16 protein-coding genes are annotated in these 24,391 nt (G+C 63.2%); 8 read left to right on the top strand and 8 right to left on the bottom strand.

Going from position 1 to position 24,391, the window contains the following annotated elements; genetic code table 11:
• Positions 1 to 609: 609 nt before the first annotated feature.
• A complete protein-coding gene (gene mfd / locus EP379_RS08215; RefSeq protein WP_127477344.1) occupies positions 610 to 4,074 on the bottom strand; it encodes a transcription-repair coupling factor in 3,465 nt (1,154 codons plus the stop codon).
• Positions 4,075 to 4,245: 171 nt separating this feature from the next.
• Between mfd and EP379_RS08210 the strand changes: the two genes are divergently transcribed.
• Positions 4,246 to 5,520 (top strand): NAD(P)/FAD-dependent oxidoreductase, encoded by a 1,275-nt coding sequence (locus EP379_RS08210; RefSeq protein WP_127477343.1) that lies wholly within the window; start codon positions 4,246 to 4,248, stop codon positions 5,518 to 5,520.
• A gap of 156 nt (positions 5,521 to 5,676) precedes the next feature.
• On the top strand, positions 5,677 to 7,026 hold the full coding sequence (locus EP379_RS08205; RefSeq protein WP_127477342.1) for a sigma-54 interaction domain-containing protein: 1,350 nt from the start codon (positions 5,677 to 5,679) through the stop codon (positions 7,024 to 7,026).
• 253 nt (positions 7,027 to 7,279) lie between these two features.
• Here the strand turns inward: EP379_RS08205 and EP379_RS08200 are convergent, their stop codons facing one another.
• The 4 genes from EP379_RS08200 to EP379_RS08185 all read right to left on the bottom strand — a co-directional run bounded on the left by EP379_RS08200 (position 7,280) and on the right by EP379_RS08185 (position 10,983).
• On the bottom strand, positions 7,280 to 8,395 hold the full coding sequence (locus EP379_RS08200; RefSeq protein WP_127477341.1) for a 3-deoxy-7-phosphoheptulonate synthase: 1,116 nt from the start codon (positions 8,393 to 8,395) through the stop codon (positions 7,280 to 7,282).
• A gap of 193 nt (positions 8,396 to 8,588) precedes the next feature.
• On the bottom strand, positions 8,589 to 9,479 hold the full coding sequence (locus EP379_RS08195) for a carbon-nitrogen hydrolase (protein WP_269471034.1): 891 nt from the start codon (positions 9,477 to 9,479) through the stop codon (positions 8,589 to 8,591).
• Positions 9,480 to 9,595: 116 nt separating this feature from the next.
• The gene (locus tag EP379_RS08190) at positions 9,596 to 10,624 is read right to left on the bottom strand and encodes an agmatine deiminase family protein (protein ID WP_127477340.1); all 1,029 of its coding nucleotides are present in this window, start codon (positions 10,622 to 10,624) and stop codon (positions 9,596 to 9,598) included.
• A gap of 53 nt (positions 10,625 to 10,677) precedes the next feature.
• A complete protein-coding gene (locus EP379_RS08185) occupies positions 10,678 to 10,983 on the bottom strand; it encodes a hypothetical protein (RefSeq protein WP_127477339.1) in 306 nt (101 codons plus the stop codon).
• 98 nt (positions 10,984 to 11,081) lie between these two features.
• On the opposite strand from EP379_RS08185, the gene EP379_RS08180 reads away from it, so the two are divergent.
• Complete coding sequence (locus tag EP379_RS08180; RefSeq protein ID WP_127477338.1) at positions 11,082 to 13,190, top strand: YgiQ family radical SAM protein; 2,109 nt, start codon at positions 11,082 to 11,084, stop codon at positions 13,188 to 13,190.
• A 32-nt stretch (positions 13,191 to 13,222) separates the two neighbouring features.
• On the opposite strand, the gene EP379_RS08175 is transcribed toward EP379_RS08180, so the two are convergent.
• Positions 13,223 to 16,285 carry an efflux RND transporter permease subunit gene (locus EP379_RS08175; RefSeq protein ID WP_127477337.1) on the bottom strand — a complete coding sequence of 1,021 codons (3,063 nt, stop codon included), beginning with the start codon at positions 16,283 to 16,285 and terminating at the stop codon, positions 13,223 to 13,225.
• Complete coding sequence (locus EP379_RS08170; RefSeq protein WP_127477336.1) at positions 16,282 to 17,385, bottom strand: efflux RND transporter periplasmic adaptor subunit; 1,104 nt, start codon at positions 17,383 to 17,385, stop codon at positions 16,282 to 16,284. The genes EP379_RS08175 and EP379_RS08170 overlap by 4 nt, the downstream gene beginning before the upstream one ends.
• Before the next feature lie 127 nt (positions 17,386 to 17,512).
• Here EP379_RS08170 and EP379_RS08165 point away from each other — a divergent pair, with 127 nt between their 5' ends.
• The 5 genes from EP379_RS08165 to EP379_RS08145 are packed head-to-tail and all read left to right on the top strand — an operon-like array spanning position 17,513 to position 23,385.
• Positions 17,513 to 18,466, top strand: coding sequence for a LysR family transcriptional regulator (locus EP379_RS08165; RefSeq protein WP_127477335.1), 954 nt, complete (start codon positions 17,513 to 17,515; stop codon positions 18,464 to 18,466).
• A gap of 28 nt (positions 18,467 to 18,494) precedes the next feature.
• Positions 18,495 to 20,720 carry a GTP diphosphokinase gene (gene relA / locus EP379_RS08160; protein WP_420824453.1) on the top strand — a complete coding sequence of 742 codons (2,226 nt, stop codon included), beginning with the start codon at positions 18,495 to 18,497 and terminating at the stop codon, positions 20,718 to 20,720.
• Positions 20,721 to 20,760: 40 nt separating this feature from the next.
• Complete coding sequence (gene sfsA / locus EP379_RS08155) at positions 20,761 to 21,468, top strand: DNA/RNA nuclease SfsA (RefSeq protein ID WP_127477333.1); 708 nt, start codon at positions 20,761 to 20,763, stop codon at positions 21,466 to 21,468.
• Between the two features lie 28 nt (positions 21,469 to 21,496).
• A complete protein-coding gene (locus EP379_RS08150) occupies positions 21,497 to 21,988 on the top strand; it encodes a WbuC family cupin fold metalloprotein (protein ID WP_127477332.1) in 492 nt (163 codons plus the stop codon).
• A complete protein-coding gene (locus tag EP379_RS08145; protein ID WP_127477331.1) occupies positions 21,985 to 23,385 on the top strand; it encodes a tetratricopeptide repeat protein in 1,401 nt (466 codons plus the stop codon). Before EP379_RS08150 ends, EP379_RS08145 begins: the two co-directional genes overlap by 4 nt.
• A 133-nt stretch (positions 23,386 to 23,518) precedes the next feature.
• Here the strand turns inward: EP379_RS08145 and EP379_RS08140 are convergent, their stop codons facing one another.
• Positions 23,519 to 24,370, bottom strand: coding sequence for a putative RNA methyltransferase (locus tag EP379_RS08140; protein WP_127477330.1), 852 nt, complete (start codon positions 24,368 to 24,370; stop codon positions 23,519 to 23,521).
• Positions 24,371 to 24,391: the final 21 nt, after the last annotated feature.

Below are 24,391 nucleotides of genomic sequence, written 5' to 3'. Positions count from 1 at the left end.
GTGCGCGTAGCGCACGCCATCCGCGCGATGCCGTTAGGCGAGCCGGGTTTGACTTTCAAACCCCTCTGTCTCGCCGAGCAACGCAGTCCGGGGCGGAATTGCCCGTAGGGGGCGCGCCATGGATGGCGCGCATTCTTCCGTCGGCACATGGACGTGCCGTCGGAAGAACCCGCTCCGGGCGAGTAGCGCAGGGGACCGCGATAGCGGCGAGACATCGGGGCGGCCTTTTCTTTCGTTAGGGAAGGTCTGAATAAGTCCATCCTGGACTTTTCAGACCACGCCAAGCGAAAAGTGTGATTTTCGCTTGGCTTCATTTTTCAACGACTTATCGTCGTTGAAAAATGGCGGCACATCCCTGTGCCGCGGAAGCTCTGAACTTATTCAGAGCTTCCTTAGTTTCTTTTGGCCGCGCAAAAGAAAGTAACACGTCGTACGGGGGCGGAACCCCGACCCAATACAACCGCGCGATAGCGCGCACCATCCCGGAGCAGGGGGGCGGAATCCCCGTTAGAGTCAGCGTGCGCATGGCGCACAACTGATCACCCCTCATCCTGTCCTTCTCCCTGAGGGAGAAGGGACCTGCTGTCTGACAGCGGGAACGGCTGAAGCTCAGCTGCCCAAGCGCTTGAGCAACCCCTCCAACAACTCAAACCGACTCTCCGCATCCGGCATATCCATCACGATGCGCAAGCGCTCCTGCCCGTCCAGCTTGTAGACCTTCGCCTGAGTCTGGATCAGCTGGATGATCTTCATGCCGTCGATGTTGGGCTGCGGGTTGAAGGTGATGCGGCCGCCGGCGGGGCCGAGTTCGATCTTGCGGATGCCGAGCGGGGTGGCGTGCAGTTTCAGCTCGGTGACGCGGATCAGGTTCTTGGCCGGTTCCGGCAGCAGGCCGAAGCGGTCGATCATTTCCACCTGCAAATCACGCAGTTCTTCCAGGCTTTCGGCGCTGGCGATGCGCTTGTACATGATCAGGCGGCTGTGCACGTCGGGCAGGTAGTCGTCGGGGATCAGGGCCGGGATGTGCAGGTCGACTTCGGTGCCGTGGTCGAGCGGGCGATCCAGTTCCGGTTCGCGGCCGGCCTTCAGCGCGGCGACGGCGCGTTCCAGCAGTTCGCTGTATAGGCTGAAGCCGATCTCCTGCATCTGGCCGCTCTGTTCCTCGCCGAGCAGTTCGCCGGCGCCGCGGATCTCCAGGTCGTGGGTGGCGAGGGTGAAGCCGGTGCCCAGTTCCTCGATGGCCTCGATGGCTTCCAGACGTTTGATGGCGTCGTCGGTCATCTGCCGGCGCGGCGGCACGATGAGGTAGGCGTAGGCGCGGTGGTGGGAGCGGCCGACGCGGCCGCGTAGCTGGTAGAGCTGGGCCAGGCCGAAGCGGTCGGCGCGGTTGATGATGATGGTGTTGGCGCTGGGGATGTCGATGCCGGTTTCGATGATGGTGGTGCACACCAGGATGTTGAAGCGCTGGTGGTAGAAGTCGGACATCACCCGTTCCAGTTCGCGCTCGCGCATCTGGCCATGGGCGTGGCGCACGGTGGCCTCGGGGATCAGCGCCGCTAACTCCTGTTCCATCTTCTCGATGGTGTCGACATCGTTGTGCAGGAAGTAGACCTGGCCGCCGCGCTTGATCTCGCGCAGGCAGGCCTCGTGGATCAGCGGCTGCTGCCATTCGGTGACGAAGGTCTTCACGGCGAGGCGGCGCGCCGGTGCGGTGGCGATGATGGACAGGTCGCGGATATGGGCCAGCGACATGTTGAGGGTGCGCGGGATCGGCGTGGCGGTGAGGGTCAGCACGTCAACCTCGGCGCGCAGCGCCTTGAAGCGATCCTTCTGCCGCACGCCGAAACGGTGTTCCTCGTCGATGATGACGAGGCCGAGTCGCTCCAGCTTGATATTCTCCTGCAGCAGTTTGTGGGTGCCGATGATGATGTCCACCTTGCCCTGTTGCAGGCCTTCGATGACCTGGTCCTGTTCCTTTTTGGTACGGAAGCGCGACAGGCTTTCGATGCGCACCGGCCAGTCGGCGAAGCGGTCGCGGAAGTTTTCGTAGTGCTGCTGGGCGAGCAGGGTGGTGGGCACCAGCATGGCCACCTGCTTGCCGCCCATCACGGCGACGAAGGCGGCGCGCATGGCGACCTCGGTCTTGCCGAAACCGACGTCGCCGCACACCAGGCGATCCATCGGCTGCGGCGTTTCCATGTCGTTGAGCACCGCGTCGATGGCGGCCTGCTGATCGGGGGTGGTCTCGAAGGGGAAGCCGGCGGCGAAGGCCTGATATGCGGCCCAATCGATCGTGTAGGCATGGCCCTTGCGGGCGGCGCGCTGGGCGTAGATGGCGAGCAGTTCCGCCGCTACGTCACGCACCTTTTCGCTGGCCTTGCGCTTGGCCTTTTCCCACTGCCCGCTGCCCAGTTTGTGCAGCGGGGCCGATTCCGGCGCCGCGCCGGTGTAGCGGCTGATCAGGTGCAGCGAGGATACCGGCACGTAGAGCTTGTCGCCGCCGGCGTATTCCAGAGTGAGGAATTCTTGGGTAATGCCGCCGGCATCGAGGGTCTGCATGCCGAGGTAGCGGCCGACGCCGTGTTCCTCGTGCACCACCGGCGCACCGGGCTGCAGTTCGGCCAGGTTGCGGATCACCGCGTCGGCGTCACGCGTCGCGCGCACCTTGCGGCGGCGCCGCTGCATCACCTGTTCGCCGTACAGCTGTGGTTCGGCGATGACGGCCAGCGGCGGATCCTGCAACAGCAGGCCCTGCTCCAGCGGTGCTACCAGCAGGCCGAGGGTGATATCGCTGTCGAGGAACTGTTGCCAGGACTCCACCGCCTTGGGCTTGATGTCGGCACCGACCAGCAGGTCGAGCAGGGCCTCGCGGCGGCCGGCGGATTCCACCGCGAACAGCACGCGGCCGGGGAATTCGCCGAGGAAACGGCGCAAGGCGGCGGTGGGCTGTTCGGAACGCACGTCCAGGGTCAGGCTGGGGGGATTGTCACAGGCGAAGTTGAGATGCCCGGCCTTCGCCTCCAGCTCGAAACGCTGCAACTGGGTGCGCGGGTAACGTGCCAGCGCACCCAGCACCTCGTCGCCGCGCAGGAACACGCGCTCCGGCGGCAGCAGCGGGCGTTCGATGTTGTGGCGCAGCTGTTCGTGGCGCTCCTTGCACTCACCCCAGAAGCCGTCGGCGGCATCCTCGGCGCCCTCGGTGCTGAGCACCAGGGTCTGCCCCGGCAGGTAGTCGAACAGGGTGGCGGTGTGGTCGAAGAACAGCGGCAGGTAGTACTCGATGCCCGGTGGGGCGAAACCGTTGCTGACGTCGCGGTAGATCAGGCTGCGTTGCGGGTCGCCCTCGATGGCGAGGCGCCAGGCGCTGCGAAACTGCTTGATGGCGGCGTCGCCGAGGGGGAACTCGCGTGCCGGCAGCAGGCGCACCGAGTGGACCTTTTCCTGGGTGCGCTGGGTCTCCGGGTCGAAGGTGCGGATGCTCTCCACCTCGTCGTCGAACAGCTCGATGCGGTAGGGCAGGTCGCTGCCCATGGGGAACAGGTCGAACAGGGCGCCGCGCACGGCGAACTCGCCGTGCTCCATCACCTGCGACACGCAGCGGTAGCCACTGGCGTCGAGGCGCCGACGCATTTGCTCCAGGTCCATGCGCTGGCCCACATCCAGCACCAGGCTGTGGCCCTCCAGATACTCCCGTGGCGGCAGGCGGTGCATGAGGGTGGCGATGGGGGTGATCAGTACGCCGCGGCTGATGGAGGGCAGGCGGTACAGCGTCGCCAGGCGCTCGGAGATGATGTCCTGGTGTGGCGAGAAGGCGTCGTACGGCAGGGTCTCCCAGTCCGGGAAGTGCAGCACCGGCAGGTTGGCATCGTCGCCCAGGTAGAAACGCAGTTCGTATTCCAGGCGGCTGGCCGTCGGTGCGTCGGCGGTGACCACCAGTACCATGCCGTCCTGCTCGCGCGCCGCCGAGGCGATGGCCAGGCCGTAGCTGCTGCCGTACAGGCGCCCCCAGCGCAGGCGCTCGCCGGGGCGGCGGGCGGGGGTGGGGTGCAGCGGCGAGAGGTAGCGGTCGGTCATCGGCAGGATGTCGAAACGGAAAAGCGGGCTATTGTATAGGCATCCTCACAGAGGACAACCGGACCGCACGGTCCATGAGTCACTGATAATGGCATAAATATTGCCTTATGATTGCGCGAAGATGACAAATGCCGGGCTCGCTCGGCACAAGCACACTACAGGAGAGACCAGATGGCACATATCGTAATCATGGGCGCCGGCATCGGCGGTCTACCCGCCGCCTACGATTTCCGCGACGTCCTTGGGCGCGCGCATGAGATCACCGTGATCAACAGCTCCGATCACTTCAGCTTCACCCCATCCAACCCGTGGGTGGCCGTGGGTTGGCGTACCCGCAAGGACATCACCTTCCCGATGGCCAACTATCTGGCCAAAAAGGACATCAAGCTGATCGCCCAGCCGGTCACCGAGATGAAGCCGGATGAGAATACCCTGGTGCTGCAGGACGGCAGCTCCGTGAAGTACGACTACCTGGTGATCGCCACCGGCCCGAAGCTGGCCTTCGAGGAGGTCGAGGGCTTGGGCCCCCATGGCGGTCACACCCATTCCGTGTGCACCACCGACCACGCCGAGAAGGCCTATGCGGCTTGGCAGGAGTTCGTCAAGGATCCCGGGCCGCTGGTCGTCGGCGCCGTGCAGGGTGCCTCCTGCTTCGGTCCGGCCTATGAGACTGCGCTGATCTACGCCACCGACCTGCGCAAGCGCAAGATTCGTGACAAGGTGCCGATGACCTTCGTGACCTCCGAGCCCTACATCGGCCACCTGGGCCTGGGCGGTGTGGGCGATTCCAAAGGCATGCTGGAGTCGGAACTGCGCCAGAACCACATCAAGTGGATCTGCAACGCCAAAGTCACCAAGGTCGAGGCTGGCAAGATGTATGTGTCCGAGCACAACGACAGCGGTGAGGTCATCAAGGAGCACGAAGTGCCCTTCAAATATTCCATGATGCTGCCGGCCTTCAAGGGCATCGATCCGGTGATGAAGGTGGGTGAGGATCTGGTCAACCCGCGCGGTTTCGTCAAGGTGGACGCCTTTCAGCGCAACCCGAAGTGGCACAATATCTACTCCGTCGGCGTGTGCATCGCCATCCCGCCGGTGGAGGCCACTCCGGTACCGACCGGTACCCCCAAGACCGGCTACATGATCGAGTCCATGGTGTCGGCCACCGTCCATAACATCAAGAACGCCCTGGAGGGCAAGGAGCCGGACGAGAAGGGTACCTGGAACGCCATCTGCCTGGCGGACATGGGCGATACCGGCGTGGCCTTCGTCGCCATGCCGCAGATCCCGCCGCGCAACGTGTCCTGGATGAAGAAGGGCAAGTGGGTGCACATGGCCAAGGTGGCCTTCGAGAAGTACTTCATCAACAAGATGAAGAAGGGCTCTTCCGAGCCCCTGTTCGAGAAGTACATCCTCAAGGCCCTGGGTATCGAACGCCTGAAGTAAGGTTGTCGCAGAGGGGAATCAAAGACGGCGGGGCAGGTCCCCGCCGTTTTTTTTGCAGGTAACGCCAGGCTTGACACGTCAGCATGACAGGCGGACACTGTCATGACATAGCCTGCCAAAAATAACAATAAATTAACATATTGATTGGAGGGGTAAATGGCCTGTGACAACATCGCCAAGCCGTCCTGTGAGCAAATCATCAACATCCTGCCCGACCCCTTCGTGGTCATCGATCGCCATTACCGCATCATGGCGGCCAATGCCCAGTACCGTAAGCGTTACGGCCTGAGCAACGGCGAGGACGTGGTGGGCCGCTTCTGCTACGAGGTATCTCATCATGTGGATGCCCCCTGCAGCCAGCACGGCGAGCATTGCCCGCTGGAGATCGTCTTCAGCACCGCACAGTCGACCCAGGTGATGCACATCCATTACGACATGAACGGCCACGAGGAATACGTGCAGCTTCAATCGACCCCGCTGTTCGACGATGATGGCAATGTGCTGTATGTGGGCGAGTACATCTTTCCGATCAGCCAGAAGCGTCAGGATACCCTGCTCATCGGTCGTTCCCGCCCGATGGTGCGCATGACCAGCCTGTTGCAGCGCGTGGCCCCCACCACCACCACGGTGTTGCTGCTGGGTGAGAGTGGCGTCGGCAAGGAGTGCGTGGCGAAGTATGTACACGAGTATTCACCGCGTAGCGGCGGGCCCTTTGTCATCGTCGACTGCGGCACCCTGGGCGAGAACCTGATCGAGAGCGAGCTGTTCGGCCATGAGAAGGGCGCTTTTACCGGCGCCACCGGGCGCAAGAAGGGCCTGTTCGAGGTGGCCCACGGCGGCACCCTGTTCATCGACGAAATCGCCGAGTTGCCGTTGGCGCTGCAAACCAAGCTGCTGCGCGTGCTGGAGACCGGCACCATCCGCCGCCTCGGCGGTACCGAATACATCAACGTCGACGTGCGCGTCATCGCCGCCACCCACCGCGACTTGCAACGGATGGTGGAGCGCGGCGAGTTCCGCCAGGACCTGTATTACCGTCTGTCCGCCTTCCCGGTGCGTATCCCGCCGCTGCGCGACCGCCCCGACGATATCGCCGCATTGGCCGAGTATTTCCTGTCCAGCAGCGATGACGGCGATCGTTTCGTACCGCTGTCGCCCGAGGTAATCGAAACCCTGATGACCTACGATTACCCGGGTAATGTGCGCGAGTTGCGCAACATCATCGAACGTGCCGCGATTCTGGCCTATGGTGAGGACATCATCCGGCCGGAACATCTGGTGTTCGAGGGCCCGCGGCGCGAGGATGTGCAACAGCCAGGGGGCGAACGGGGGGCGCTGGAGGGCAGCAGCCGCAAACTGCTGCAGCGGCGTCATGGCCGTCTCACCGACGATGAGGTGATGCACGCCCTGGAGACCTGTGACGGCCACCGTGCCCGTGCGGCACAGCGTCTCGGCGTCAGCGAGCGCACCCTGTACCGTTATGTGGAACGCATGCGCGGCAATTGATGGGGCCGGCAGCCGGGTGGTGGAAATAAAAAAGCCGCGCCATTTCGGGCGCGGCTGAAAACACCACAGTGTGGAAGGAGGGGAATCCACCACCGACTCCGCAGAGCCGGTGGAATTGCTCCACACAATTCATGTGGCAATATGCGTGCCATATGAATAATCATTGATTATCAGTGTGTTAACAGTTCTCCCGTGCGGCTGCTGACATGTCATTGACTGTCAACTGTCAGGTCTGGCGTGTGCGACACCTGTGTCAGCCCGCATACCGGGCGGCCGCCGCCACACGTTTTTCATAGGTCTCGCGGGCGATGGCCACATCCTCCAGGAAGTGTGGCAGCTCCGGCAGCAGCAGCGCCTGCGGGCCGTCCACCAGCGCCTTGGGCGGCTGGGGATGGAAATCCACCAGTACCATGTTGGCGCCGGCGATGATGCCCTGGGCGGTGACGTGAAAAACGTCGAGCAGGCCGTCCGGGCTGCGCTCGCGGGAACCCACCGAATGGGACGGATCGATGCACACCGGCATGCGCGTCAGGCGCTTCACCACCGGCACATGGGCGAAGTCCACCAGGTTGCGGTGCGGGTCGCCCATGTTGGTCTTCATGCCGCGCAGGCCGAACACCACGTTGCGGTTCCCTTCCGAGGCCAGGTATTCGGCGGCGTTGAGCGACTCCTCCAGAGTGATGCCGAAGCCGCGCTTGAGCAGCACCGGAAACTCGCGCTGGCGACCGACGATCTTCAGCAGTTCGAAGTTTTGCGTGTTGCGCGTGCCGATCTGTAGCATCACGCCGGTGGGATTGCCCGCGGCATGCAGTGCCTCGTGAATCTCGTGCACATGGCTGTCGTGGGTGACCTCCATGGCGATGACCTTGATGCCATACTTTCCCGCCAGCTCGAATACATAGGGCAGGCAGGTCTTGCCGTGGCCCTGGAAGGCATAGGGATTGGTGCGTGGCTTGTAGGCGCCCATGCGTGTGCACACCTGGCCGTGATCGCGCAGGGTGCGCATCATGCTCTCCACGTGTTCCGGCGTGTCCACCGCACACAGGCCGGCGAAGACGTTGAGGTTGTCCTGGCCGAAGCGCACGCCGTTGTACTCGAAATAACTCGGGCGCTGGTCGTCATGGTGACGGCCGAGCACGCGGTATTCGCGTGATACGCGCACCACGCGTTCGACACCGGGCAGGCTGGCGATGTCATCCTTGTCCAGGGCGGCGGTGTCGCCGATGAGATAGATCTCGGTCAGTGTCTGCTGGCTGCCGCGCTCCTCGTGCACGCGCATCTGCACCCGCGGCAGGTTGGCGATGTAGGTGCGCAGGTTTTCGAATTCCGGACTCTGCGTGGTGACATGCGGTTGCAGGATGATGATCATTGTGGGTTCACCTCTATGAGTCGCAAATGAACGCGAATAAACGCAAATTATTATGCCAGGAAATTAGTGATTCTCTCGCCAGAACGTACAGGCTCGACCATGGGTATCGATGAGCTGTGCGGCATTCATTGTATGCTCCCGCGCTGACTACATTCGCGTTGATTTGCGTTCATTTGCGGACTGTGTGAGGTTTCTAGTCGCGGTAGCGGCGCAGCAGGTCGGCGTAGGCATCGATGCGGCGGTCGCGCAGATAGGGCCAGGCGCGGCGCACCTGTTCGTTGCGGCCGAGATCGACTTCCGCCACCAGGAAGGTGGGATCGTCTTCCGGTGCCTGGGCGAGGATCTCGCCCTGCTGGCCGCAGATGAAGCTGTAGCCCCAGAAGTTGATGCCGGGTGTCTGGCCGGTCGGGTCCGGCTCATGGCCGACGCGGTTGCAGGCGACCACCGGGACGCCGTTGGCGATGGCATGGCTGCGCTGGATGGTGACCCAGGCATCGCGTTGGCGCAATTGTTCGTCCGGTTCTGCGCGCTCGTCCCAGCCGATGGCGGTGGGATAGAGTAGTATCTCTGCACCGGCCATGGCCATCAGGCGCGCCGCTTCCGGATACCACTGGTCCCAGCACACCAGCACGCCGAGGCGGCCTACCGAGGTGTCGATGGGGGTGAAGCCCAGATCGCCGGGGGTGAAATAGTACTTTTCGTAATAGCCGGGGTCGTCCGGGATATGCATCTTGCGGTAGATGCCGGCGAGGCTGCCGTCCTTTTCCAGTACCACGGCGGTGTTGTGGTACAGACCGGAGGCGCGCCGCTCGAATACCGAGCCGACGATGACGATCCCCAGTTCCTGCGCCAGTTCGGACAGGGCTTGGGTGGTGGGGCCGGGGATGGGCTCGGCCTGATCGAAGCGTGCCGGGTCTTCCGACTGGCAGAAGTACACACCGCTGTGCAGTTCCTGCAGCAGCACCAGTTCGGCGCCGTCGGCGGCCGCCTCGCGGATGTTCAATGCGCTGTAGTAAAGATTGGTTTCCCGATCCTCGCTGCAAGGCTGCTGGACCAGGCCGACACGCAGGGTTCGTGATTTCATCACATCCTCCACAAGGACGAGTCCGCAAATGAACGCGAATTAACGCGAATACAACTTTGCCGGGAAAGAATAGCTTTCATTGGCCTGCATTCGCGTTCATTTGCGGACCCGATTTTTCATACCACCCCTGCCGGCAACTGCATGGTGACGCAATGCAGGCTGCCGTATTGTTGGATCAGGGGCAGGCAGTTGATGGCGATGAGTTCGCGGCCGGGGAAACAGGGGGCCAGTCGCTCCAGCGCCACCGCATCCTGCACATCGTCATAGACCGGCACCAGCACGGCACCGTTGATGATGAGGAAATTGGCATAGGTGGCGGGCAGGCGCTGGCCGTGTTCGTTGCGTTTGGGGGAGGGCAGTGGTAGCGGCACCAGACGGTAGGGCCGGCCTTCATTGTCGCGGAAGGCCTTGAGTTCACGCTCCATTTCCAGCAAGGCGGCGTAATGACTGTCGTGCGGGTTGTCGCAGCGCACGTAGGCGATGGTGTGTTCGTCGCAGAAGCGGGCCAGCGTGTCGATATGGCCGTCGGTGTCATCGCCCTCCAGTTCGCCGTGGTCGAGCCACAGCACGCGCCGGCTGCCGAACACCTGGGCGAAGATGCCTTCCAGGCCGACGCAGTCGTATTCGGGATTGCGTTGCGGGTTGAGCAGGCAATGGCGGGTGGTGAGCAGGGTGCCCCGGCCATCGCTCTCGATGCTACCGCCTTCCAGAATCAGATCGACGATCTCCAGCGGTGTGGTGCCGAACACGCCCTGGCGGTGCAGGGTGCGGGTGAGGGCATTGTCCAGTTCGTAGGGGTATTTGCGGCCCCAGCCGTTGAAGGCGAAGTCGAGCAACAGAGGCTTGCCGTCGCGCAATACGGTGATAGGGCCGTGATCACGCGCCCAGACATCATTTGACGGGGCAATGGCCAGAAGTACCTGACCGAGGTCGACGCGGGCGACGGCCAGCTGAGTCTGGATATGGGTGCGATGTTCCTCGTCCAGACAGGAAACAATCAGCCGCTCATGAGCAGTGACCGCCCTGGCAATCTGTATGAATACCTGTTCCGCCTGTTGCAGGATGCGCCCCAGCGGGCCGTACCGGTGGGGCCAGGTGAGCAGCACCGCGCATTGCGGTGACCATTCTGCGGGCAGTATCTGCATGGAATCATAAGAGCCGTGCTTGCACACCGGCAGCCACAGCGGTTGGCGGGGTGTTATTTGCGCTTGAGCACACTGTGAATTACATACTGGTGCTCGAAATAGACGATATAATCCGGGTACACCCAGCGCGTGATGGGCGGCTTGCCCACGGCAGGCAGTTTTTCCTGCGGCGCGCCAAAGCGGGTCTCCACCTGCTGCATGCTCATGCCGCGAACCGGAAGTTCCACGGGGGCCGGGGCCGTCGGCGCGGTGGCGCTGTCTTCCAGCACAGCGGGCGGCATCTGTACCACATCGCCGTGGGCGGCAGCGCTGCCGGCGGCCAGCAGGACGGCAATGAGGTGGATATGGCTGGGACGCATGATTCGGCTCCTTGATCGTCGTCTTCGGTTATGGTCCTGGTGACCCAATATACTGCACTGGCTCCACCAGAGTAAAACCTCATTCGATACTCCACATTATGCACGCCGTACGCGAACTTTTCTCCTACCGCAAATATTGGGCGCAGCGCTTCGGTACCGCGCCGTTCCTGCCCATGTCGCGTGCCGAAATGGAGCAATTGGGCTGGGATTCCTGCGATGTGATCCTGGTCACGGGAGATGCCTATGTGGATCACCCCAGTTTCGGCATGGCCTTGGTTGGGCGCCTGCTGGAGGCGCAGGGCTTTCGCGTCGGCATCATCGCCCAGCCGGACTGGACCTCGGCGGAGGATTTCCGCCGTCTGGGACGGCCCAATCTGTTTTTCGGTGTCACCGCCGGCAACATGGATTCCATGGTCAACCGCTATACCGCCGATCGGCGCATCCGCAGCGACGATGCCTACACGCCGGGCGGTGAGGGCGGCAAACGGCCGGATCGTTCGGTCATCGTCTACAGCCAGCGCTGCCGCGAGGCCTACAACGATGTACCGCTGATCATCGGCGGTATCGAGGCCAGCCTGCGCCGCATTGCCCATTACGATTACTGGTCCGAGAAGGTACGCCGTTCGGTGGTGCTGGATGCCAAGGCCGATCTGCTGCTGTACGGCAACGCCGAGCGCGCCCTGGTGGAGGTGGCACATCGCCTGGCCAAGGGCGAGCCCATCGCCGGGATCACCGATGTGCGCGGTACCGCCTTTGTGCGCAAGTCCGTGCCGGATGATTGGGTGGAGGTGGATGCCGGCGACATCGATATACCGGGTGCGCCGCCGGTGCATGTCAATCCCTATGCGGAGGTCAAGACCTGCATGGTCACGGCGGGGCAGCCGGTGAGCCTGCAGCGCAAGCCGCGCGTGGTACGTGAGCGCAGCGTGGTGCGCCTGCCGTCCTACGAGCAGGTGCGCGACGATGCCGTGCTGTATGCCCATGCCTCGCGCGTGTTCCATCTGGAAACCAATCCGGGTAATGCCCGTGCCCTGGTGCAGCGTCACGGCGAGCGCGAAGTGTGGCTGAATCCGCCGCCGATCCCGCTCAGCACCAGAGAGATGGATGCCATCTTCGATTTGCCCTTTGCCCGCGCACCGCATCCGTCCTATGGCAATGCACGCCTGCCGGCCTGGGAGATGATCCGTTTCTCCATCAACATCATGCGCGGCTGCTTTGGTGGCTGCACCTTCTGCTCCATCACCGAGCACGAAGGCCGCATCATCCAGAACCGTTCCGAGGACTCCATCGTGCGTGAGGTGGAGACGATCCGCGATACGGTCGCCGGTTTCACCGGTGTCATCACCGATCTCGGCGGTCCCACCGCCAACATGTATCGCATGCACTGCAAGGAGGCGCAGATCGAGGCTGCCTGCCGGCGTCTGTCCTGCGTGTTTCCTGACGTGTGCGGCAACCTGAAGACCGATCACGCCCCACTGATCCATCTCTACCGCCGGGTGCGCCAGTTGCCCGGCATCAAGCGTGTGTTCATCGCCTCCGGCCTGCGCTATGACCTGGCGGTGCGCTCGCCAGAATACGTCAAGGAGCTGGTGACGCACCACGTTGGCGGCTATCTCAAGATCGCGCCGGAACACACCGAGGCGGGACCGCTCAGCCTGATGATGAAACCGGGCATCGGCGCCTACGACCGCTTCAAGACGATGTTCGAACAGGCCTCGAAGGAGGCGGGCAAGGAGCAGTATCTGATCCCGTATTTCATCGCCGCCCATCCCGGCACCTCGGACACCGACATGCTGGAGCTGGCGCTGTGGCTCAAGCGCAACGGCTTCCGCCTCGATCAGGTGCAGACCTTCCTGCCCACGCCGTTGGCCATGGCCACTGCCATGTATCATACCGGGCGCAATCCTCTGAAACGTGTGCGCCGCGACAGCGCGGGTATCGAAGTGCCCAAAGGTCTGCGCCAACGCCGCCTGCACAAGGCCTTTCTGCGTTACCACGATCCGGAGAACTGGCCGCTGTTGCGCGAGGCACTGCAGCGCATGGGGCGCAGTGATCTCATCGGCAACGGCAAGCGCCATCTGGTACCGGCCTGGCAGCCGGAAGGCACCGGCAACAAGGCCGCCGTAAGGCGCGCACATCCGTCACGCACGGCGCCGCAGTCAGCAAAGAGAAACGCCCGGCAGAAACCTGCCGGGCGTCGTCGCTGAGCCCGCACCGCCGACCGGCGGTGCGCTCTTTACTACAGCCCCTGTTCTGCCGCGTGCAGTTGTTGTTCCGCCTTGGCGTGATCGCGTGCCAGTACCACGTAGAAGGCCGGCAGCACGAACAGCGTGAACAGCGTACCGATGGCGAGACCGGCAGTGATGGTCAGGCCGATATCGAAGCGGCTGACCGCGCCGGGGCCGGCGGCGGTGAGCAGCGGCAGCATGGCAAATACCATCGCCGAGGCTGTCATCAGGATCGGCCGCAGACGGATCTCCGCCGCCCGTTCCACCGCCTCGCGCTTGGATAGCCCCTGGCTGATCTGCAGTTTGTTGGCGAACTCCACGATGAGGATGCCGTTCTTGGCCACCACGCCAATGAGTGTGATGAGGCCGACCTTGGTATAGATATTGACCGAAGAGAAGCCGAGGGTGATGAAGATCATCGCGCCGAATACCGACAGCGGCACGGTCACCAGGATGATGGCCGGGTCGCGCCAGCTTTCATACAGCGCCGCCAGCGTCAGATAGATGAACACCAACGACAGGGCGAAGGTGATCAGCGTGGCGCTGCCTTCCTGCATGTACTGGCGCGAGATGCCCTTGTAATCGACATCATAGCCCTTGGGCAGGATATCGCGGGCGATCCGTCCCAGGTATTCCAGCGCCGTGCCCTGGTCCACGCCCGGCATCATCACACCTTCGACAGTGATGGCGTTGAGCTGCTGGAACTGGGTGCGGCTGGACGGCTCCACCGACTGCTCCAGCCGCGCCACCGCGGACAGTGGCACCAGTTCACCACTGCCGGTTCGGATGTAGTAGTCGTTCAGCATCTCGGCGCTCAGGCGCGACTCACGGCCCACTTGCGGCACCACCTTGTAGCTGCGGCCTTCCAGATTGAAGCGGTTGACGTAACCGCCGCCCAGCATGGTGCCGAGGTTGCGGCCAATGTCCGCCATGCTGATGCCGAGGTCGCCGGCGCGATCGCGATCGATGAGCACATTGATGACCGGCAGGTCGATATCCACCGACTTGCGCAGGAACATGAACTGGCCGCTGCCCATGGCGGTGCCGACGATCTGATCGGCGAAGCCGGCCAGTTCCTCATAGCTGCGATCGGAGGTGAGCACCATTTCGATGGGGAAACCGCGGCCGCCGCCCGGCAGGCTGGGGCGCGGAAAAACGGCAGTCTGGTAACCCGCCACGCCGGCAAGCAGGCCTTGCACCTGCGGTTGTACATCCATCTGGCTGCGCTCGCGCTGGGTGAAGGTCTTCATCTTGAAGCCGCCGAAGGTGGTCTCCGGCGTCATGCCGAGGATCATGAAGCTGTCGTTGTACTCGGGCACGCTCTCGAAGCGGCGCTGAATCTCCGCGGCAAAGGTTTGGTGATAGTCCAGCGTCGCCGTGCGCGGCGCGGAGGCCTGGAAGAACAGGATACCCTGATCCTCAGTGGGGGCCAGCTCGCTGCGGCTGGTGATGAACATCAGCACGATGGCGACCAGCAGCACCGCGGTGAAGATCAGTGTCGCCGGTACCGACTCCATGGCAACGTGCAGGCCGCGGCGGTAGGCGTGCGCTAGCCAGTCGAAGGCATGCTCTACCCATTGCTCGAAACGACCCTGGTTGCCATGTGCCTTGAGTACCTTGGAAGCCAGCATCGGCGACAGGGTCAGCGCGACCACGCCGGAGATGAATACCGCGCCGGTGAGGGTGAAGGCGAACTCGGAGAACAGGGTGCCGACCAGGCCGCCCTGGAAGCCGATGGGCACGAATACCGCGAACACGGTGATGGTCATGGCGAAGATCGGCATGGCCATCTCGCGCGCACCGTGGATCGCCGCCTGGAACTTGCTTTCGCCTTGTTCGATGTGGCGGTGAACGTTCTCGACGATGATGATGGCATCGTCCACCACCAGGCCGATGGCCAGCACCATGGCGAGCAGGGTGAGCAGGTTGAGCGAATAGCCGAGCAGCAGCATCACAAAGGCGCCACCGATGAGCGACAGCGGCACCGCCACCGCCGGGATCAGTGCGGCACGCAGCGAGCCCAGGGTGAGAAAGATGACCAGCAATACAATGAGCACCGCCTCGCCCAGAGTCTTGTATACTTCGTTGATGGAGTCCTCGATGAAGCGGCTGGCGTCATAGGGCACCATCACCTCCATGCCTTCCGGCAATTGGGCACGGATCTTCGGCACCTCGGCATTGATGGCCTGGGCCACGGTAAGGGGGTTGGCGCCGGGGGCCTGCTCCATTGCCATGAACACCGTGGGTTTGCCGCGGTACCAGGCGGTGGAATCGTAGTCCTCGGAGCCCAGTTCAGTGGAAGCCACGTCACGCAGGCGCACCAAGGCGCCACCCTCATTGCGTACCACCAGATTCTCGAAGTCCTCCACGGTGCTGACATCGGTGCTGGCGGTCAGGTTGATGCTGACATACTTGCCCTTGGTGGCGCCCACGGCAGCGAGGTAATTGTTGCGTGTGAGCACGTTGGCGACATCGCTGGCGGTGACGTTGAGCGCCGCCATGCGCTGCGGGTCGAGCCAGATGCGCATGGCGTACTGCTGGCCGAACATGCGCGCCTTGGCCACGCCGGGCAGGGCCTGCAGCTGCGGTTGCACCACGCGCAGCACGTAGTCGGCCACCTGCGGCCGCGGGATGGTCTCACTGAAGATGGCGATATACATCAACGCGGTGGAGTCGCCGGTGGTGGAATCGATTACCGGGTCCTGCGCGTCGGCGGGCAACTGGTTGCGCTTGCTGGCCACCTTGGCCTGGATCTCCGCCACCGCCGCATTGGCATCGTAGTTCAGCTCCATGGTGACCTCGATCTTGGACAGTCCCTGGGTGCTGGTGGCGGAGATGAAGTCGATGCCGTTGGCCTCGGCGATGGCCTGCTGCAGCGGAGTGGTGATGAAACCCTTGACCAGTTCGGAGCTGGCACCCGGATAGGCCGTGGTCACCGTCACAACGGTGTTGCGCATCTCCGGATATTGGCGTACCTCCATCTCCTGCAGGGAGCGCAGGCCAACGATCAGGATCAGCAGGCTGATCACCGTCGCCAGGACCGGACGACGGACGAAGATGTCGGTGAAGTTCATTCTTGCCGGACCTCGCCGTCGTTGAGTTCGACCTGGTTGTCGATGGCCACCGGCATGCCGTCACGCAGCTTCACCAGGCCGGCACGGACCACCTGCTCGCCGGCCTTCAGGCCCTTGCTGACTACGATGCGTCCCTCATGGCTGCGCCCGGTTTCCACCTGGCGGCGTTTGGCGAGCAGCTTGCCGCCTTCAGCCTTCTCGATGACATAGAGGAAATTGCCGTAGGTGTTGAAGCTGATGGCGGTCTGCGGCACCGTGATTACCGTGTCGACCGTGGGCAGCACGGTGGCGACATCGGCGAACATGCCGGGACGCAGCAGGCCCGCGCTGTTGTCGAGGATGGCGCGCAGGGCGATGGAGCGGGTGCGGCGATCGACACCGGATTCCACCGCCTGGAGACTGCCGCGGAACACCTGCTCGGGGTAGGCGGCGACACGCACCTCCACCGCCTGCCCGGGCGCCAGTTCACGCAGATGGCGCTCCGGCAGGGCGTAGTCCACATAGATGGGATCGAGGGCCTGCAGGCTGACGATGCGGGTGCCGGGCGAGAGGTACTCGCCCAGATTGACGCCGCGGATGCCGAGCAGGCCGTCGAACGGGGCACGGATGGTCTTCTGCGCCAGCTTGGCGGCCTTTTCGGCCATGCGCGCCTCGGCGGCATCGAAGGAGGCCTTGGCGGCATCGTAGTCCGAGGAGGAGATGGCGTTGCGCTTGATCAGGTCCTTGGCGCGTTCGAGCTGAACCTCGGCCAGGCGACGCTCGGCGCGCGCGCCTTCCAGGGCGGCCTTGTCCACGGTCGCTTCCAGTTGCAGCAGCACATCACCGGCCTTGACGGCCTGGCCGGATTCGAAGCGGATCGCGCTGACGATGCCGCCGATTTCGGTGGTGACATCGGTGCCGTTCAGTGCCACGAGACTGCCGGCAGCCTGCAGGCGTGGTTGCCACTGTTCCTCGCGTGCCTCGGTGGCGCTGATGACCGCAGGGGGCATGGGCTGGGCAAATTGCGCCTGCATCATGCGGAACTGGTAGGCCTTTATCCCGAAGATGCCGCCCAGGATCACGGCCAGGGCCAGTAGCACGATCACGATACGCTTGATCATCTTGTCCGATCCGTCGTTGGAGTTACGAGTTGAGTTTAGCCGGGGCCGCCCGGAGGCTGGCCGAAACAAGCGGACGATAGTGAGTCAATTGTTTATAAAGATAAACAGGGTGTTTATGATGTAATCCATGAATGAATTCGATTATTTGGGATTGGATGGCCGCGCCCTGCGGGTGTTTCTCACCGTTCTGGAGACGGGCTCGGTTACGGCGGCGGCGGAATATCTGGGTACCACCCAATCGGCGGTGAGCCATACCCTCGAAAAACTCAGGGGAATTACCGGTGATCCCCTGTTCGTGAAGGCGGGGCGCGGCATTGCCGCCACTGCCCATGCCCAGGCCATGGCGGAGCCGGTGCGGGCCCTGCTCGACGGTATGCGCTCGCTGGCGCTGGGGCCGCGATTCGACCCCGCCAGCAGCCGGCGCGAGTTCACCATCGCCGCCAACGATTACCAGCGCGACCTGTTGCTGCCCCCGGTGCTGCAAACCATGTGCACCCATGCCCCCGGCGTCCGCATGCGCATCGTGCCGGCGGGGATCCCCACGGTCGAGCAGCTGCGCGAGGGCTATTGCGACCTGATCATTTCCCCGGAACCCCCCATGGGCAGTGATGTGGTGAGCGAGCATCTGGTGACCGATCAGCTGGTCTGTTATTACGACCCGGCCCACAGCCAACCGCCGGCCGACATGGAGCAGTACCTGGCGGCGCGCCACATCGGTCTGCGTTTCGACGACTCGGAACGGGCCGACTTTGAAAACCGCTTCCGCGCCCGCGGCATCCACCGCACGGTGGCCGTGGTGGTGGACAATGTGGCCAGCATCCCCAGTTTCATGCGCGGTACGGCCCTGCTGGCCATTGCCCCCTCCATGCTGGACCGTAGTCTGATGCGCGGCCTGGCCTGGGCACCGCCGCCATTCCCGGTGCCGGCCCTGGAGGTACACATGAGCTGGCACCGGCGCAACGAGCAGGACGGTGCCCACCAATGGCTGCGCGGCCTGATACGCCAGTCGGCCGAGGCGTTGCAGCAATGCCTGGCGCAGCATGGCGGGCTCGCACAATGCGCCCGCGGCAGCAATACTTAAAACCTGCAACTTATTCGACAACGACAGCATGGTCTACGTGGAATCCAAATTCGGCGACGGCTCCCTGCATGAGGAGGCGGCCCGTGACGCCTGGCTGCAGGGGCTGGCTGCGGATCGCAAGCCCGAGGAGATCGCGCTCATCCGCCGCGCCCTCGATCTGGCGGAGCGCGCCCACCGTGCGCAGACCCGTGCCTCCGGCGAGCCCTATCTGGCCCACGCCACCGCAGTGGCCGATATCCTCGCCGGGCTGCGCATGGACCACGAAACCCTGGCGGCGGCCATTCTGCACGACGTGGTAGAAGATACCGAGATATCCTTGACCGACATCGAACAGGCCTGCGGTGCGGCAGTGGCGCATCTGGTGGACGGTCTCACCAAGATGAAGGTGATTGGCGAATACCAGGCGGCGGAGCAGGGCAACAAGAAGGAGCAGGTCAAGGCTGAGAGTCTGCGCAAGCTGCTGCTGGCCATGGCCGAGGACGTGCGCGTGGTGTTGATCAAACTGGCCGATCGCCTGCACAACATGCGCACCCTGCAACACCTGCCGCCGCACAAACAGCAGCGCATCGCCCGCGAGACGCTGGACATCTATGCACCGCTGGCCAATCGCCTCGGCATCTGGCAAGTGAAGTGGGAGCTGGAAGACCTGGCCTTCCGCTATCTGGAACCGCAGGCCTACAAGGAGATCGCCAGAGCCCTCGACGAACGTCGTATCGACCGTCAGCGCTACATCGACAAGGTGCTGGCAATACTGCGCCAGGAGCTGGAGCGCGCCGGCGTCAAGGCCGACGTCAAGGGCCGTCCCAAACACATCTATTCCATTTGGAAGAAGATGCAACGCAAGGGGCTGAGCTTTCACGAACTGTACGACGTGCGTGCCGTGCGCATTCTGGTGGATACCATCCCCGACTGCTACCACGCTCTAGGGGTGGTGCACATGCTGTGGCCGCACATCCCCAAGGAGTTCGACGACTACATCGCCACGCCGAAGGAGAACCGCTATCGCTCCATACATACTGCGGTGGTCGGCCCCGAGGGCAAGACCGTGGAGGTGCAGATCCGTACCTACGAAATGGACAAGGAGTCGGAACTGGGCGTGGCGGCGCACTGGCGCTACAAGGAAGGTGGTAAGAGCAACCGCGACTTCGAGCAGAAGGTGGCCTGGCTGCGCCAGCTGCTGGAATGGAAGGACGAGGAAAACAGCGCCGGCGACTTCATCGATCGCTTCAAGTCCGAGGTATTCCAGGACCGGGTCTACGTGCTGACGCCGCAGGGGGAGGTGGTGGACATGCCGCAGGGCGCCACGCCGCTGGACTTCGCCTATTACATCCACACCGAGGTGGGCAACCGTGCGCGTGGCGCACGTGTCGACGGACGCATGGTGCCGATCACCTACGAACTGAAGAGCGGCGAACAGGTAGAGATTCTGACCACACGCCACGGCGAGCCGAGCCGCGACTGGCTCAATCCCCATCTCGGTTATCTGAAGACTTCGCGTGCCCGCGCCAAGGTGCGCCACTGGTTCACCCAGCAGGCGTTGGAACGCAACCTGGCCGAGGGCCGCGCGGTGCTGGAAAAGGAACTGCGCCGCTTCAGTGTCTCCGACCTGCCGCTGGAGCAACTGGCGGCACAGTTCGGCTACGATCAGCTCGATCCCTTCCTGCTGGCCATCGGCCGCGGCGACATCAACACCAGCCAGATCGTGCGCGCCCTGCAAAAGCAGGTGGTGCCGCCGTCGGAATCGACGGAGGAAGAAGCTCTGCCGATCACCGCGCCCGCCGCGACGGGCAAAGGCGGCAGCGACGGCGGGATATATATCCGTGGTGTCGGCAATTTGCTCACCTCCATGGCGCGCTGCTGCAAACCGGCACCGGGGGATGCGGTGGTGGGTTACATAACTCAAGGACGCGGTGTCACCATCCACCGCCGTGATTGCCGTAATATTCTCAACATCGCCCCGGAGAAGCGGGTGCGTCTCATCGAGGTGGAGTGGAGCAGCAAGCAGCGCCAGACCTATCCGGTGGATATCGAGATCCTGGCCTTCGACCGTCAAGGTCTGTTGCGCGACATCACCTCGATCCTGTCCAACGAAAAGATCAACGTATTGTCGGTCAATACCCAGACCAACAAGCAGGACTATAGCGTGCGCATGCAGCTGACCCTGGAGATCGCCAACATCGACGAGCTGTCGCGGGTGCTGGGCCGCATCGGTCAGTTACCCAATGTCACCGAGGCGCGACGGCGGATACATTGAAAATCGGTTACAAGTTGCAAGATACAAGTAAACACCGACGGTGGAATTCGAAACTTCTCTCCTGGTAGGTACTCTTCTGCAACGCTACAAGCGTTTTCTGGCCGACGTGCGTCTGGCCGATGGCAGCGTCATTACGGCGCACACCCCCAATACCGGCAGCATGCTGGGCTGTGCCGAGCCGGGCAGCCGGGTCTGGTTGCGGGCAGTGGACAATCCGCAGCGCAAGTATCCGCATGCCTGGGAACTGGTGGAGAACGCTGCCGGGGTATTGATCGGTATCAATACCGGCGTGGTGAATCATCTGGTGCGCGAGGCCATCAGCGGCGGCGTTATCAGGGAGTTGCAGGGTTACGCCACGCTGCGCCAGGAGGTGCGGTACGGCAGCGAGAACAGCCGCATCGACCTGTTGCTGGAGGGGAATGGACGCCCGCCCTGTTATGTGGAAATCAAGAATGTCACCGCGGTCGACGCCGCCGGCACGGCCTTTTTTCCCGATGCGGTGAGTGCACGCGGCAGTAAACATCTGCGCGAGCTGATCCAGGTGGTGGCGCAAGGGAGGCGTGCCGTACTCTGTTTTTGTGTGCAACGGGCCGATGCCCGTGCCGTGCGCCCCGCCGATGAAATCGATCCCCGCTATGGCCAGACCCTGCGTGAGGCCGTAGCGGCCGGGGTGGAGGCGTTGGCATACCGTGCCACGGTGACACCGCACGGAGTGGTGCTGGATACCGCACTGCCGATACGACTCTGAGGAGCGCGCAGCCCGCCATGGAGAATGCATGAAACCGATCACTACCTCACTCATGCACGAGTTGTCGCACCGGGCGGTGGTAAGCGTCCGTGGCCGCAGCAATTTCAATCTGCACCCACAGCTGTCGGATCCGGTACAGCGTTTCCTCAATGCCATCGAACCCGGCAGTTATGTCCGTCCGCACCGACATGGCAATCCTCCACGCTGGGAACTGTTCGTGGTGCGGCATGGTGCCGCGGTGATTTTGCTGCTGGACGATGACGGGGTGGTGGACGAGCGTGTCGAGCTGGATACCGGCGGCGCAGTGCGCGCTGCGGAGATCCCCGCCGGCGTCTGGCATACCGTCGTTGCCCGTGCTCCTGGCACTGTGCTGTTCGAGTTCAAGGAAGGCCCGTATGCCCCGCTGTCGGACAAGGATTTCGCGGCGTGGGCACCGACGGAGGGCGATCCGATGTGTCCGCACTGGGTGAGGCGTTTTCTTGCCGCCATGCCTGGAAGCCGATTGGCAGACTACCGATGAGTACCTTGCCGTCAGCGATGGACGACTGGCTGCGACAGGGCGTGCAACGGCACCAGGCCGGTGATTTCGCCGCTGCGGAGTTTTTATATCGACAGATTCTTGCCGCGCAGCCGAACCATGGTGAGGCGCTGCATCTGCTCGGATTGGTGCACTATGCCCGCGGCGACCTCGCCGCTGCCGCACAACAGATCCGCGCGGCTGTGGCGGCCGCGCCGCACACGGCGGTGTTTCACTTCAATCTGGGTAACGTCCTGCGTGATGCCGGCGCACTGGAGCAGGCGATTACCAGTTACCGGCAGGCGGTGGACCTGCAGCCCGAGGAAGCGGACTATCACAACAACCTCGGTCAGGCCTGCGAGGAGGCAGGAAATCTGGCGGCGGCGATAAGTTGCTACCAGAAGGCGGTGGAGCTGGCGCCGCAGGATGCAATACCCTGGCTGAATCTTGCGCTGGCCTTGCAGCAGCAGGGCCGAGGTAGCGAGGCAGTGACTGCCTACGGTCGGGTGTTGCAATTGCAGCCGCAGCATGCGCTGGCACTCAACAACCTGGGGACGCTGATGCAGGCGGCCGATGATTTCGATGGTGCAATGCGCTGTTATCAGGCGGCCTTGCAGGCCGATCCCGCCTTGGCGGAGGCACATCGCAATTATGGCGGGTTGCTGGCGGCGGCGGGAGAGCGGGACGGTGCGCTGCATCATTACTGTGAGGCCCTGCGCCTCAAGCCGGATTACTCCGAAGTCGCCTACATGATGGCGGCATTGCGTGGCGCCACGCCGCCTGCGGCGGCGCCGGGTGAATACGTCGCTGCGCTATTCGACCAGTACGCCGATGACTTCGATGAGCATCTGGCCGGCATGCTGGGTTATCGCACGCCGACACTGCTGCGCGAACTGTTCGAACGTTGCGGTGGCGGCAGGGATTTGCAGGTGTTGGACCTGGGGTGCGGCACCGGCCTCGCCGGTATGGCATTTCGTGATGTCGCGGCACACCTCGCCGGTGTCGATCTGTCTCCTCGCATGTTGGACAAGGCACGTGAGCGCGCCATCTATGACGTGCTCGAGGTGGGCGAGGCAGTGGCCACGCTGCGGGCGCTGGCATCACCATACGACTTGCTGCTGGCTGCCGATGTGTTCGTTTATCTCGGTGATCTGGCGCCGGTCTTCGCTGCTGCACGACGTGCCTTGAGGCGCGATGGGCGGTTGTTGTTTTCGGTGGAGCGGGGGGCCGTGGACACCTTTGTCCTGTGTGAGGCGGGACGTTATGCTCATGGTGCGGGCTATGTGCGCGCCCTGGCCAGACAGCATGGTTTCGTGGTACTGGCGGAGGAGGCGGCCGTATTGCGGCAGAACCTGGGCGTCGATGTGCCGGGTTGGCTGTTTGTCCTGCAGAAGCTGTAAGGCCGTCTTTGCGCGCGTACAACGGCCCCCAAGCGACAATCGTACTTTTCGCTTGGCGTGGTTTTGTCCACGGATGAACTGATGTCGCGCAGCCCAGGGAGGGGCGGGAGCGACCTGAGAACTTCAGATGGACTTATTCGGACCTTCCCAAGATGCGGAATACCACGTCCACTGTCAGGCGGAGGCTGCTCAGTCGTGCTGCGGCCTCTTTGCCGACGGAGCTGGCACGGTAGAGATGCGGCGTCATCCGCAGCAGATCGGCGATCTGCTCATGGTTGAGAGCGGCGGTGTGATAGCGCAGCGTTCGGCTGTCGACGAGCTTGAATCCGGCCTGCTGCGCCTTATCGATGGCTGGCGGGGGTGATTTGCGCACTTCCGGATAAATGACTTCGCGCAGCTCCAGCAGATGGTCGGGGCCGGCATCCACCAGCAGTAGCCTGCCGCCCGGTTTGAGCATGCGCGCGAAGGCGGGATAGACCGGGAAACCGAACAGGCACAGGATCAGGTCCACCGTTTTCGGCATTATGGCCGGATTGTTGTTGGAGGCTACCAGCCAGGTGAGCTGCCTGTTGCGCCGGCAGGCAGCGATAACGGCGGGTTTGGCGATATCGAGGCCGATGAGGGTGGCATCGCGGCCGTTTGCCGCCAGCACCCGGTTCACCTGATCGAGGTAATAACCTTCACCGCAGCCGGCATCCACGATGCAAGGTTCAGTGTCAGGCAAAGATTGCAGCATGAGTGCCGTGAGCTGGTCGGCGATGGGTCGATAGAAGCCGGCGTTGAGGAAGCGACGCCGAGCCTCGACCATTTCAGTGCTGTCACCAGGTTCCCGGGACTTCTTGTTCTGTACCGGCAGCAGGTTGACATAGCCATGGCGCGCGATATCGAAACTGTGGCCTGCGGGACAGCATAGCTGCCGCTCACCCTGCGTCAGCGGCAGGCCATCGAGCGGACAGGCGAGGTTTACGGCCTTGACTTTGTGCATGGCAGGTCAGGCGTTCTCTCC

The sequence above is a fragment of the Sulfurivermis fontis genome (genome assembly GCF_004001245.1).
Lineage (GTDB): Bacteria > Pseudomonadota > Gammaproteobacteria > Thiohalomonadales > Thiohalomonadaceae > Sulfurivermis > Sulfurivermis fontis.
The sequence above is the reverse complement of the archived record's forward strand: the minus strand, read 5'-3'. Positions and strand labels throughout refer to the sequence as shown.

What these genes read in the sequence shown, in the direction of transcription:
- EP379_RS08185 (WP_127477339.1), bottom strand. Translation starts at nt 10,983, where the DNA reads ATGCGTCCCAGCCATATCCACCTCATTGCCGTCCTGCTGGCCGCCGGC.
- EP379_RS08190 (WP_127477340.1), bottom strand. Translation starts at nt 10,624, where the DNA reads ATGCAGATACTGCCCGCAGAATGGTCACCGCAATGCGCGGTGCTGCTC.
- EP379_RS08180 (WP_127477338.1), top strand. Translation starts at nt 11,082, where the DNA reads ATGCACGCCGTACGCGAACTTTTCTCCTACCGCAAATATTGGGCGCAG.
- EP379_RS08170 (WP_127477336.1), bottom strand. Translation starts at nt 17,385, where the DNA reads ATGATCAAGCGTATCGTGATCGTGCTACTGGCCCTGGCCGTGATCCTG.
- EP379_RS08165 (WP_127477335.1), top strand. Translation starts at nt 17,513, where the DNA reads ATGAATGAATTCGATTATTTGGGATTGGATGGCCGCGCCCTGCGGGTG.
- EP379_RS08205 (WP_127477342.1), top strand. Translation starts at nt 5,677, where the DNA reads ATGGCCTGTGACAACATCGCCAAGCCGTCCTGTGAGCAAATCATCAAC.
- EP379_RS08200 (WP_127477341.1), bottom strand. Translation starts at nt 8,395, where the DNA reads ATGATCATCATCCTGCAACCGCATGTCACCACGCAGAGTCCGGAATTC.
- EP379_RS08140 (WP_127477330.1), bottom strand. Translation starts at nt 24,370, where the DNA reads ATGCACAAAGTCAAGGCCGTAAACCTCGCCTGTCCGCTCGATGGCCTG.
- relA (WP_420824453.1), top strand. Translation starts at nt 18,495, where the DNA reads ATGGTCTACGTGGAATCCAAATTCGGCGACGGCTCCCTGCATGAGGAG.
- EP379_RS08145 (WP_127477331.1), top strand. Translation starts at nt 21,985, where the DNA reads ATGAGTACCTTGCCGTCAGCGATGGACGACTGGCTGCGACAGGGCGTG.
- EP379_RS08175 (WP_127477337.1), bottom strand. Translation starts at nt 16,285, where the DNA reads ATGAACTTCACCGACATCTTCGTCCGTCGTCCGGTCCTGGCGACGGTG.
- EP379_RS08195 (WP_269471034.1), bottom strand. Translation starts at nt 9,479, where the DNA reads ATGAAATCACGAACCCTGCGTGTCGGCCTGGTCCAGCAGCCTTGCAGC.
- mfd (WP_127477344.1), bottom strand. Translation starts at nt 4,074, where the DNA reads ATGACCGACCGCTACCTCTCGCCGCTGCACCCCACCCCCGCCCGCCGC.
- EP379_RS08150 (WP_127477332.1), top strand. Translation starts at nt 21,497, where the DNA reads ATGAAACCGATCACTACCTCACTCATGCACGAGTTGTCGCACCGGGCG.
- EP379_RS08210 (WP_127477343.1), top strand. Translation starts at nt 4,246, where the DNA reads ATGGCACATATCGTAATCATGGGCGCCGGCATCGGCGGTCTACCCGCC.